The sequence below is a fragment of the Streptococcus sp. HMSC056C01 genome (assembly GCF_001811305.1).
Taxonomy (GTDB): Bacteria; Bacillota; Bacilli; order Lactobacillales; family Streptococcaceae; genus Streptococcus.
Window position 1 is genome coordinate 1 of record NZ_KV804199.1, and the last position, 12,345, is coordinate 12,345.

The following is a 12,345-nucleotide window of genomic DNA, read 5'->3' on the forward strand; positions in this document are numbered from 1 at the left end:
TAATCTAGCTTAGCGATGACTTCTTTATGCGTTCCAGCATCAAGATAATCCAAGATTATGATGTTCTTGTCTTTAATATCGAGTAGTTTTGTGATAAAATGTAATTGTTCCATATGATTCTTTCTAATGATGGTTTGGTCGCTTTTCATTATAGATCTTATGGGACTTTTTTTCTACACAAAAATAGGCCCATAATATCCATAGGGGATTCACCCACTACAAATATTATAGAGCCTTTTTTCAATAAAATAATCCATCTCAAATTTGTCTGGTTATCTTTTCCTTATGAAATTTTATTAAAATATTTTTTCAATCTCCTATTTGTTAAAAAAATCACAAATATTTGAAAATGTAGAAAATATATTATATAATTAACCTAAATATATAGCGTAAAAAGCGCAAGGAGGATAAAATATGGCAACATTTTACGTTCCAGCAGTTAACCTTATTGGTAAAGGTGTGGTAAATGAAGTTGGGCCTTATGTTAAGGAATTGGGTTATAGTAAGGCTCTTTTGGTGACAGATAAGTTTATCGAATCAAGTGATATCTTGCCAAAAATTTTAAAACCTTTAGATGATGAAGGGATTGCTTACGTTATCTTTAGTGATGTTGAACCCAACCCTACTTGTAAAAATGTTATGGATGGGGTTGCTGCTTTGAAAGAGTACAACTGTGACTTTATCATCTCGGTCGGTGGTGGCTCTCCACAGGATGCAGCTAGCTGTATTTCTGTAATCGCGACTAATGGTGGTAAACCACAGGATTATGAAGGTTTGCATAAGTCTGCTCAAAAAGGTCTTCCAGTTGTCGCTATCAATACTACTGCAGGTACATCAGCAGAAATTACCATTAACTACGTGATCACTGATGAAGAACGTAAGGTTAAAATGGTAATGGTGGATAAAAACAGTCTTGCCCTTATCTCTGTTAATGACCCTGAATTGATGGTTTCAAAACCTCAAGCTTTGACTGCGGCTACTGGTATGGATGCTCTTACTCACGCTGTTGAAGCTTTGGTAACACCAGGTGCTTATGATGTGACTAAGAAACTCTCTATCGGAGCTATCGAGCTAATCAAAGAATATCTTCCACGTGCGGTAGAAAATGGACACGACATCGAAGCTCGAGAAGGTATGGTTAATGCTATCTTCCTTGGCGGAATGAGTTTTAACAATGCTGGACTCGGCTATGTTCACTCAATGGCTCACCAATTGGGGGCTGTCTATAACTTGCCTCATGGCGTGTGCTGTGCTATGCTTTTGCCAGTCGTTGAGCGTGAAAATGCCAAACGTGTACCTGTAGCCTTCCGTAATGTTGCGAAAGCCTTGGGAATGAAAATTGAAGGAAAATCAGATGAAGAATGTGCTGCTTATGCTATTTCTGAAATTGAAAAACTATCTGAAACTGTCGGTATTCCTAAGAAATTGACAGAACTAGGTATTGAAGAAAAAGACTTTGACTTTGAATACCTTTCTAAGAATGCCTTGATTGATGCTTGTGCACCAGGTAATCCATTTATGCCAACTTTGGAGGAAACCATTGCTTTCTATAAGGAATTGTTCTAACGAAAGCTACTTCAGAGCCCTTGTGGGATAGTAAATTTAAGATCCTTACATTACTGAATTCCTCCCGATTATTCAAATAATGTATGAGGAAATCAAATACTATTCCTATGATTTAAAGCCAATAATATTTAAGAAGAACTATCCTCGTGATAGTTCTTTTTTTGAAAATTTGATATGCTAGAACTATGAAGAAAATCAAAATTGATGTTGTAGTTGTCCCTTTAAGTGGTCATTTGTATCCAACTATGAATTTATTACTACCTCTATTAGACAATCCTCAGTATGAGATTCGTCTATTTACAGGCCCTCAGAAGAAAACTGTTGCTGAGGCTGCAGGTTTTAATGTAGTTACCATACTAGAAGATCATATTGAGGAATTTGAAAAGGCAGCAAATAACTCTGAACAATTAGGGATTTTATCAGCCTATCATCAACTTTCTGCTAGTATTGATTTAATTAATTTAGTTTCTGATCAATTAATGAAAGAGTGGCAAAAGAATCGCCCAGATATTGTTATTGCTGATTTTATAACTTTGTCAGGTGGGCTCGTGGCAGATCAGCTTGGAATTCCTTGGATTACTACCATGGCTACACAATTTGTTTTAGAGACTACTGATGGCCCGCCCTGTTTAATTGGTGGGATGGGGAGTCCCAAGAATGTCTGGGAGTCTGCAGTACAATTTTTAGGTAGAAAGGGAACTCGGTTAGTAAAACGGATTGTATCTTTTTCGTTTCGTGATCGTTTAAAGAGATATAATTTTAGACTCTATAATCAGCTGGACCAAGAGACTATTTATTCTCCATATTCAATCCTTGGTATAGGGATGAAAGAAGTAGAGTTAAAAAAGGGATTCCCAAAACACTACAAGTGGGTTGGTCCTTCTGGTGCTTCGGTTGAGGCAGGAGAGGATTATCCTTTAGATTTGTCGGTTTTCCCTAATCGAAAAAAGGTTTTGGTTACTTGTGGGACACAACTGGCATGGGCCAAAGATAATCTAATCTTTCAAGCGAAGCAACTAGTAAAAGCGCATCCTAATTTTCACTTTTTTGTGACTCGTGGAGTTGGTGGAGAACCTTTTCAGTGTGAGAATCTGATGGAGAATCTGTCCCTTGTTTCTTATCTTCCTTACAAAGAATACATTCCTCAGATGGATTATGTGATTCATCATGGTGGAGCGGGAATTTTTTATCAGTGTATCATTTATGGTAAACCGGCTTTGATTTTGCCTCATGACTACGACCAATATGATTATGCTGTTCGTGGTGTGGAAGCGGGTGTTGCTTTCACAGCTAAAAGAGATAATAGCCAGGAGATTGGGCAGGCATTTGAAAAATTAATTGCTAAAGAAGATTGGTCAGAATTAGAAATTTTACGCCAGGCTGCACAATCCTATCATCCAACAGAAATTTTGGAAAGCGAAATCCACCGTCTGTTAGCAGATAAGGAGAAAGAATGATGAAAAAAGTATTAGTTACAGGAGCCACTGGTTTCTTGGGTAAATATGTTGTAGAAGAACTAGTTGAGCATGGTTACCAAGTGCGAGCTTTTGGTAGAAATAGTCAGGTAGGGCAATCCTTGGAAGACTCTTCTGTCAGTTTTTTTCAGGGTGATTTGACCAAAGCTGATGATGTGCTAGAGGCATGTCAAGGGATAGACATGGTTGTTCATGCCGGGGCTCTTTCAACTATTTGGGGGCCATGGGAAGATTTTTATCAGGCTAATGTTTTAGGAACCAAATATGTTCTCGAGGCATGTCGCCAAACAGATATTCAACGTTTAGTCTATGTATCCTCACCAAGCATCTACGCTGCTCCTAAGGATCAGTTGGAAATCAAAGAAAGTGATGCACCAAAGGAAAATAATCTCAATAACTATATACGTAGTAAATTGGCTTCGGAGAGACTCTTTAAGGATTATCCAGATGTTCCTAGTATTATCTTGAGGCCTCGGGGACTGTTTGGGATTGGAGATACCAGCATCTTGCCACGGGTGATCAATCTTAGTCAAAAAATTGGTATTCCTTTAATTGGAGATGGGCGTCAGCTCATGGACATGACTTGTGTGGAAAATGTTGCTCTCGCAATTCGTTTAGCCTTAGAAGTCTCAGAAGCAAAAGGTGAGGTCTATAACATTACTAATGGTGAACCGAGGGCTTTTAGAGATTTGTTAGAGGAAAGTTTGACAGGTTTGGGTTTCCCAATCAAATATAGAAAAATTCCAGCATCTCTATTAGCAGGAATTGCAAGTAGTTTAGAGTTTCTTTACAAGTCCTTGAATCTGAAAGGGGAACCGCCTTTAATACGATATACCTATTATCTACTTCGTTATAGTCAAACTCTAGATATTAGCAAGGCTGAGAGGGAATTGGGGTATCGTCCGAAAATTAGTATTTCAGAAGGGATTGAACAATATGTCCAAGATTATCGAAAGCATTGAGTATTTCCCAGCGGGATATTGTACGAGTTATGCCGGTTTGCTCTTTAAAGGTGTTAAGAATAGAAAGATGACTTTCCCTGCAGGTGTCTTTTTGATTAAGCACAGGGATAAAGGTTATCTGCTATATGATACTGGCTATCACTACGATATTAAGACAAAACTAAGATATGCTTTATATCGCTTGGGGACGCCCGTTCAAATGATAGAGCAGGATCAGATTTCGCATTTGCTGAAGGCTCAAGGAATCAAGCCAGAAGAAATCAACTATGTCTTGTTGTCTCATCTACATCCAGATCATTTGGGAGGAGCTAGCTTCTTTCCGAATGCAAACTTTATCCTGACCCAGGAAGTCTATGATGTTTACAAGAAACCAAAACTAAAAGATTTAATTTTTAAAGAATTTTTGCCGAGTGACTTCGAGGAAAGACTGACAGTCATCAAGGCAGATCAGCAAAACTCCAACTTTAATTACCGTCCTACCTATGATTTGTTTGGAGACGGAAGTATCCTTGTCTCTTCTATTGATGGGCATGCCAAGGGACAAGCTTGCCTCTTTATTCCAGACTATCATCTCTTTATCGCAGCAGACCTTTGTTGGGGAATTGACCTTTTGCCTTACACTAAACAGATGCATCTGATTCCTTCCTTGGTGCAAGATAGTAAGGCTGACTATATCAAAGGAACAGAGCTCTTGGAAGAAGTTTTAAAGGATGGAATAGAAGTGCTAGTTAGCCATGACCCTGTAGAAAGGATTGAGCGGATTTTATATGAAAAAAATAACCTTTCTTAAAACTTTTTTCCAAACTCGTTGGCTACATAATTTTAAATCTCGAAAAGCCTTAGAAAACTATCAGAAAAAGCAGTTGGCTGCCTATATGGACTTTCTCAAACGTGAGTCGCCTTATTTTAAAAATGGTGTACCTAACGACTTTGACCATATGGATAAAGCATTTATGATGACGCATTTCAATGAGCTTAATACTCAAGGTGTGGATCGAGACGAGGCCTTGGCATTGGCTATCGAAAGTGAGAAGACCCGTAATTTTACAGAACTCAAAGGAGAAATAGCTGTTGGGCTGTCTTCTGGAACATCTGGACACCGGGGACTCTTTATCACAACTGAAAAAGAGAGAAGTATGTGGGCAGCGGCTATCTTGGCAAAGATGTTATCCAAAGGTCACCTTTTTGGGCACCGCATAGCCTTTTTCCTCAGAGCGGATAATGAATTGTATCAGACCATCAATACGGCGCTTATTCGTTTAGAGTACTTTGATATTTTCAAGAATACAGATGAGCATACCGAGCGTCTCAACAATTATCAACCGACCATTGTGGTGGCGCCTGCTTCTATGTTGATTGAATTGAGCAAGCGTCTAAAAGCTGGGGAGTTAGTCATTCACCCACAAAAAATCGTTTCGGTGGCTGAAATCTTGGAAGATAGTGACAAAGAGCGAATTTCGAACGCTTTTGCATTACCGATTATTGATCAGGTTTATCAAGCAACGGAAGGTTTCTTAGCTTGTACGTGCTCGGCTGGGAATCTTCATCTCAACGAAGACATCATTTTTGTGGAAAAACACTACTTGGATGACCGACGTTTTTATCCAGTGATTACGGATTTTAAGCGGAGCAGTCAACCTGTTTATCGCTATCAGCTCAACGATATCTTGGTTGAAAATCCTGAACCTTGTCCTTGTGGATCTCATTATACAAGGATTGACAAGGTTGAGGGGCGTTCTGACGACATCTTCTATTTTGATGGACAAGATGGAGGTCAGGTCACGATTTATCCTGACTTTATCAGACGTTGCATTCTCTTTGTGGAGAATGTCGGAGATTACCAAGTTAAACAACATTCTGAGAAGCTAGTGGAAGTTTGTCTGAGTCGAAGGGACGAGCAAGTAGAAACAGCAATCACAGAGCAATTCAGACTCTTAGCTCAACAGAAAGAGTTTAAAGCACCTGAAATACAATTTTCAGATTATCACTGGGATACAAGTCGTAAACTCAAACGTATCCAACGTTTATGAAAGGATAAAAGATTATGACAGAAGTGAAAAGACATGTAGAAATTGCAGGCTATGGAGTTTACCTTCCAAAAAATACAGTGCAATTTAAAGACCAAACCCGTTACCGTGTCGTAGAAAATGAAGAAACACAGCTAGATTTGGCAGAAGCGGCTATCCAACGTGCACTTGAAAATGCAAATTTGAATATTAAAGATATTGATTGCCTTGTATCAGCTAGTGCGGTTGGTGTTCAACCTATTCCGTGTACAGCTGCTTTGATTCATGAGCGCGTGGCAAAAGGACTCTCTATTCCAGCTATGGATATCAATACGACTTGTACAAGTTTTATCTCTGCTTTATCAACCATGTCACATTTGATTGAAGCTGGGGAATACTGTCGTGTTTTGATTGTATCTAGTGAAGTTGGTAGCTTGGGTCTTAATCCAAAGCAAAAAGAAAGTTTTGAACTCTTTAGTGATGGGGCAGCAGCCTTTATTTTCCAAAAAAGTAGTCAGGACAAAGGAGTGATAGCAAGCCTTCAACGTACTTGGTCAGAGGGGGCTCACGATACAGAGATTCGAGGAGGCTTGACTTCTTATCAGCCAAAAGAGTATTCTGAAGAGACCAAGACAAATTTTATGTTTGATATGAAAGGCAAGAAAATTCTCTTGCTTTCTGCTCGTGTCATTCCAGAAATGTTCCAAGAATTCCAAGAGAAATCTGGGATTTCTAAAGATGCTGTAGACTATATTATTCCCCACCAAGCTAGTCGCGCTCTTCCTTTGGTCATGGGAAAACTGGGTGTAGATGAAGACAAGTACCTTAACCTTGTTAGTGATTATGGAAATATGGTTTCAGTCTCTGTGCCATTTGGTTTAGCTTATTCTTTAGACCATAGCTTGGCCAAAGAAGGCGATGTAGTTTACCTGATGGGAACTGCAGCTGGTATGACGGTCAATATGTTGGCATTAAAATTGTAATATAAGAGCAGGCATGTATGTGGCCTGCTTTTTATTGTTCACCTCAGTTGGAGAACTATCGGCCTAAACAGAAAAGACTTGCTAAGTTCTTCTAAACTAAGTATACTAGAAGGTAACAAGCGTTTTCAGACGTTAAATTAGGGAGTAGACTTAGAAATTGAGGGGGAGTTATGGGAACTAGAAAATTGCGACTATTGATGTCCAAGTATGGTTTTAGCATTGCAATAATTCTGATAGAATTATTTGTAGTTTTTGCAGTCATTCTTTACATGAGCCAGATTGCTCCAATTATTTGGGTGACTCTTGTATTTTTGATCAGCGTAGCAACTGTTTTAGCCATTGTTAATCGTTCCATGTCTCCTGAGAGCAAGGTGACTTGGTTGATTGTCACTTTTGTCCCTGTTTTTGGTCCCTTACTTTATATCATGTTTGGTGAGCGTCGGTTATCAAAAAAGGAATTCAAACAACTGCAGGAACTTCGTTCTATTGCATCTCATGAAAAGCGAGAGCATAGTCTTCATCAGATCCTACAAGAAACTGATAAATCTGCCTACGGTATTATCAATGCCTTGTTACATATGGATAGTAATGCAGAGGTTTATGACCATACAGACTCACAATTCTTTGCTAATGGAGAAGAAATGTGGCAACAGATGCTGGAGGATCTGAAGAGGGCTGAAAAATTTATTTTTCTAGAATACTACATTGTCGACGAAGGTTTGATGTGGGATAGTATGCTTGAAATTCTTGAAGAAAAAGCTGCTCAGGGAGTCGAGGTCAAGATGCTCTACGATGATATTGGTTGTATGGTGACCTTGCCTGGGGATTATACTGTTCATTTGCGTTCTAAAGGGATTGATGCTCATAAGTTTAATAAGGTGATTCCTCGTATGACAGTGGCCTATAACAACCGTGACCACCGTAAGATTTTGGTCATTGATGGGCAGATTGCCTATACTGGCGGGATTAATCTTGCAGACGAATATATCAATCAGATTGAACGTTTTGGACACTGGAAAGATAGTGGAATTCGGATTGATGGTCCGGCGACTCAAGCATTTACCAGACTATTTCTCATGAACTGGTACATCAACCGTGGGGAAATCAGTGACTTTGATCAGTATCATTTGGAAAATCAGACACGATTTGGTAGCGGTCTTTGTATCCCGTATGGAAGTGGCCCTAAGCCTATCTATAAAATGAAGGTGGGGAAAATCGTCTACCAAAATCTGATTAATCAAGCGGAAGATTTTGTCTATATCACCACGCCTTATCTCATTATTGATTATGATTTGACAGAGGATATAAAAAATGCAGCCATGCGAGGTGTAGATGTGAGAATTATAACTCCATTTATCCCAGATAAAAAGCTCATCCAGTTAGTAACTCGAGGGTCTTACCCTGATCTTTTGTCTGCTGGTGTACGTATCTATGAGTATACTCCTGGTTTTATCCATAGTAAGCAAATGATTGTTGATGATCGATTTGCGGTTGTTGGAACCATAAACCTTGATTATCGCAGCTTGGTTCACCACTATGAAAATGCAGTTTTATTGTACGAAACACCATCGATTGCAGATATTCGTAAGGACTTTGAAGAGATTTTTGAAGTATCGCAAGAAATTTTTCCTGGAACAATCAAGCCTACTTGGTATCAAACATTAATCAAAGAAGTAGCTCAGTTATTCGCCCCTATGCTTTAATTGAAAGAGCTAGTTCATCTTTATAATTAGAGAAAGAGAAGGTTTGCCGTCTCTTTTTCTGTAAGCAGTTTCCTTGACATCTTATTTATTTTTCGTTATCATATGTCCATATAATATATGGGAGTCTGTGTACAGTCTGAGAGGAAGTGTTAAACTTCGACCGCACCTGATCTGGGTAATGCCAGCGTAGGGAACGATACTTGGCCTAATTTTGCACCTTTTTCATATATGAAAGAGGTTTTTCTTTTTTTACAAAGAAAAACTGTAATTTAGAAGGAGGTTTTAATGAAAGCAAGCATTGCTTTACAAGTCCTGCCCCTGTCACAGGGGATTGACCGCATAGCTGTAATTGATAAGGTCATTGCTTATCTGCAAGCTCAAGAAGTGACCATGGTGGTGACACCATTTGAAACGGTCTTGGAGGGGGAGTTTGATGAGCTTATGCGCATTCTCAAAGAAGCGCTAGAAGTGGCGGGGCAAGGAGCGGACAATGTTTTTGCCAATGTGAAAATAAATATAGGAGAGATTTTAAGCATCGATGAGAAACTTGAAAAGTATAATGAGACGACATATTAGTCTGCTAGGATTTTTGGGTGTCTTATCCGTTTGGCAGGTGGCGGGATTCTTAAAACTCTTACCAAAGTTTATCCTGCCGACACCACTTGAGATTCTCCAGTCTTTTGTTCGAGACAGAGAATTTCTCTGGTACCATAGCTGGGCAACCTTGAGAGTAGCTTTGCTAGGTTTGGTCTTGGGTGTTTTGATAGCCTGTATTATGGCCGTCCTTATGGATAGTTTGGGATGGCTCAATGACCTGATTTACCCCATGATGGTGGTTGTCCAGACTATACCGACCATTGCCATAGCCCCTATCCTAGTTTTATGGTTGGGTTATGGAATCATGCCCAAGATTGTCTTGATTATCTTGACGACTACTTTTCCTATCATCGTTAGTATTTTAGATGGTTTTAGGCATTGCGACAAGGACATGCTGACCTTGTTTAGTCTGATGCGAGCCAATCCTTGGCAAATCCTGTGGCATTTTAAAATCCCTGTCAGCCTGCCCTACTTTTATGCAGGTCTGAGGGTCAGTGTCTCCTATGCTTTCATCACAACAGTTGTATCTGAGTGGTTGGGAGGCTTTGAAGGACTAGGTGTCTACATGATTCAGTCCAAAAAACTGTTTCAGTATGATACCATGTTTGCGATTATTATTCTGGTATCGCTGATCAGTCTTCTGGGGATGAAGCTAGTCGATATCAGTGAAAAATATGTGATTAAATGGAAACGTGCTTAAAATAGATCGTTTTGGAAAAAGAAAAGAGGAAATAAAAATGAAGAAAACATGGAAAGTGTTTTTAACGATTGTAACAGCTTTTCTAGCTGTCGTGCTTGTGGCTTGTGGCCAAGGAACAGCTTCTAAGGATAACAAAGAAGCAGAACTCAAAAAAATTGACTTTATCCTAGACTGGACACCCAATACCAACCATACAGGGCTTTATGTAGCCAAAGAAAAAGGTTATTTCAAAGAAGCTGGAGTGGATGTTGATTTGAAATTGCCACCAGAAGAAAGTTCATCTGACTTGGTGATCAATGGTAAGGCACCGTTTGCTATTTATTTCCAAGACTACATGGCTAAGAAATTGGAAAAAGGGGCAGGAATTACTGCCGTTGCAGCGATCGTTGAGCACAATACATCAGGGATCATCTCTCGTAAATCTGATAATGTAACTAGTCCAAAAGACCTGGTTGGTAAGAAATACGGAACTTGGAATGACCCAACTGAGCTTGCTATGCTGAAAACCTTGGTAGAATCTCAAGGTGGAGACTTCGAGAAGGTTGAAAAAGTACCAAACAACGACTCGAACTCGATCACACCGATTGCCAATGGCGTTTTTGACTCTGCTTGGATTTATTATGGTTGGGATGGAATCCTTGCCAAATCGCAAGGTGTGGATGCCAACTTTATGTATTTGAAAGACTACGTCAAAGAGTTTGACTACTACTCACCAGTTATCATCGCTAACAATGACTATCTGAAAGACAACAAAGAAGAAGCTCGTAAAGTCATCCAAGCTATTAAAAAAGGTTACCAATACGCTATGGATCACCCAGAAGAAGCGGCTGATATCTTGATCAAGAATGCACCTGAGTTAAAGGATAAACGTGACTTTGTCATCGAATCTCAGAAATACTTATCAAAAGAGTATGCTAGCGACAAGGAAAAATGGGGACAGTTTGATGCTGACCGCTGGAATGCCTTCTACAAATGGGATAAAGAAAATGGTATCCTCAAGGAAGATTTGACTGATAAAGGATTTACTAACGAATTTGTAAAATAATGACAGAAATTAGACTAGAACACGTAAGCTATGCCTACGATGATGAAAAGATTTTAGAGGACATTAACCTACAAGTGACTTCAGGTGAAGTGGTCTCTATCCTAGGCCCCAGTGGTGTAGGAAAGACTACCCTCTTTAACCTGATTGCAGGCATTTTAGAAGTCCAGTCTGGACGAATCATTCTTGACGAGGAGGAAAATCCCAAGGGGCGCGTGAGCTATATGCTACAAAAGGATCTACTTTTGGAACACAAGACCGTTCTTGGTAATATCATTTTGCCCCTCTTGATTCAAAAGGTGGACAAGGCAGAAGCCATTGCCAAAGCAGATGAAATTCTTGCTACCTTTCAGTTGACGGCTGTAAGGGATAAGTACCCTCATGAACTCAGTGGTGGGATGCGCCAGCGTGTTGCTTTACTCCGTACCTACCTTTTCGGGCATAAGCTCTTTCTTCTAGACGAGGCCTTTAGCGCTTTGGATGAGATGACTAAGATGGAACTTCACGCTTGGTATTTGGAGATTCACAAACAGCTAGGGTTGACGACGCTCATCATCACGCATAGTATCGAGGAAGCCCTCAATCTTAGTGACCGTATCTATATCTTGAAAAATAGGCCTGGACAGATTGTTTCTGAAGTCAAACTTAATTGGTCTGAAGCTGAAGACAAGGAAGTTCAAAAAATTGCTTATAAACGCCAAATCTTAGCGGAATTGGGATTAAATAATTAGAAAGACAGGGAGTTGGTGAGGATTGTTCATTACCAGCCCCTTTTTCTTTTAAAAAATCGAAAAATTCGGTATAATAGTCAAAGATAGTCAAGGTTTAAAGAGAGGTGGGTTTGTTATGAGACTTAAAAATACATCAGATCATATTGAGGCCTACATCAAGGCAATTTTAGATCAATCTGGTATTGTGGAGTTGCAACGGAGTCAGTTGGCAGATACTTTCCAGGTTGTTCCTAGTCAAATTAACTATGTGATTAAGACTCGATTTACTGAAAGCAGAGGTTATTTAGTTGAAAGTAAGCGAGGAGGTGGAGGTTATATTCGCATTGGTCGAATTGAATTCTCTAACCATCATGATATGCTTCGAGATCTACTGTATTCGGTAGGTGAAGAAGTTAGCCTAGCTATCTTTGAAGATGTTTTAAGACTCTTGTTTGAGCAGGATTTGGTGACTCGTCAGGAGATGAATCTATTATTAGCGATGGCGACAGACCGAGTTTTAGGCGATGATGCCAATCTTATCCGTGCCAATATGCTCCGTCAGTTATTACAAGAGGTAGATAGAAAAGGAAAATAGAACTAA

12 protein-coding genes and 1 riboswitch are annotated in these 12,345 nt (G+C 39.5%); all 12 genes read left to right on the top strand.

The genetic code is table 11. The features are described from left to right. The first annotated feature begins 414 nt into the window (after positions 1-414). The 12 genes from HMPREF2795_RS04925 (at position 415) to HMPREF2795_RS04980 (ending at position 12,339) form a co-directional block, all read left to right on the top strand. Positions 415-1,566: an iron-containing alcohol dehydrogenase gene (locus HMPREF2795_RS04925; protein WP_075228372.1), complete on the top strand. Its 1,152-nt coding sequence runs from the start codon at positions 415-417 to the stop codon at positions 1,564-1,566. Positions 1,567-1,751: 185 nt separating this feature from the next. Further along, the gene (locus HMPREF2795_RS04930; protein WP_075228373.1) at positions 1,752-3,023 is read left to right on the top strand and encodes a glycosyltransferase; all 1,272 of its coding nucleotides are present in this window, start codon (positions 1,752-1,754) and stop codon (positions 3,021-3,023) included. Then, the gene (locus HMPREF2795_RS04935) at positions 3,023-4,003 is read left to right on the top strand and encodes an NAD-dependent epimerase/dehydratase family protein (RefSeq protein WP_075228394.1); all 981 of its coding nucleotides are present in this window, start codon (positions 3,023-3,025) and stop codon (positions 4,001-4,003) included. Before HMPREF2795_RS04930 ends, HMPREF2795_RS04935 begins: the two co-directional genes overlap by 1 nt. After that, entirely contained in the window at positions 3,978-4,793 is an 816-nt protein-coding gene (locus tag HMPREF2795_RS04940; RefSeq protein ID WP_075228374.1) for an MBL fold metallo-hydrolase, read from the top strand. The genes HMPREF2795_RS04935 and HMPREF2795_RS04940 overlap by 26 nt, the downstream gene beginning before the upstream one ends. Continuing rightward, positions 4,771-6,033, top strand: a complete 1,263-nt coding sequence (locus tag HMPREF2795_RS04945; protein WP_075228375.1) for a F390 synthetase-related protein — start codon at positions 4,771-4,773, stop codon at positions 6,031-6,033. The genes HMPREF2795_RS04940 and HMPREF2795_RS04945 overlap by 23 nt, the downstream gene beginning before the upstream one ends. A gap of 14 nt (positions 6,034-6,047) precedes the next feature. Beyond that, positions 6,048-6,992 (top strand): 3-oxoacyl-[acyl-carrier-protein] synthase III C-terminal domain-containing protein, encoded by a 945-nt coding sequence (locus HMPREF2795_RS04950; RefSeq protein ID WP_075228376.1) that lies wholly within the window; start codon positions 6,048-6,050, stop codon positions 6,990-6,992. 170 nt (positions 6,993-7,162) lie between these two features. Continuing rightward, on the top strand, positions 7,163-8,695 hold the full coding sequence (gene cls, locus HMPREF2795_RS04955) for a cardiolipin synthase (RefSeq protein ID WP_075228377.1): 1,533 nt from the start codon (positions 7,163-7,165) through the stop codon (positions 8,693-8,695). Positions 8,696-8,802: 107 nt separating this feature from the next. Beyond that, a riboswitch (TPP riboswitch) is annotated at positions 8,803-8,905 on the top strand. Between the two features lie 75 nt (positions 8,906-8,980). Beyond that, complete coding sequence (locus tag HMPREF2795_RS04960) at positions 8,981-9,271, top strand: thiamine-binding protein (RefSeq protein WP_075226824.1); 291 nt, start codon at positions 8,981-8,983, stop codon at positions 9,269-9,271. Beyond that, positions 9,234-9,992 (top strand): ABC transporter permease, encoded by a 759-nt coding sequence (locus tag HMPREF2795_RS04965; protein WP_075228378.1) that lies wholly within the window; start codon positions 9,234-9,236, stop codon positions 9,990-9,992. Before HMPREF2795_RS04960 ends, HMPREF2795_RS04965 begins: the two co-directional genes overlap by 38 nt. Positions 9,993-10,029: 37 nt before the next feature. Continuing rightward, on the top strand, positions 10,030-11,037 hold the full coding sequence (locus tag HMPREF2795_RS04970; protein WP_075228379.1) for an ABC transporter substrate-binding protein: 1,008 nt from the start codon (positions 10,030-10,032) through the stop codon (positions 11,035-11,037). After that, positions 11,037-11,765, top strand: coding sequence for an ABC transporter ATP-binding protein (locus HMPREF2795_RS04975; protein WP_075228380.1), 729 nt, complete (start codon positions 11,037-11,039; stop codon positions 11,763-11,765). The genes HMPREF2795_RS04970 and HMPREF2795_RS04975 overlap by 1 nt, the downstream gene beginning before the upstream one ends. A gap of 115 nt (positions 11,766-11,880) precedes the next feature. Beyond that, a complete protein-coding gene (locus tag HMPREF2795_RS04980) occupies positions 11,881-12,339 on the top strand; it encodes a CtsR family transcriptional regulator (protein WP_075228381.1) in 459 nt (152 codons plus the stop codon). The last annotated feature ends 6 nt before the right edge of the window (positions 12,340-12,345 follow it).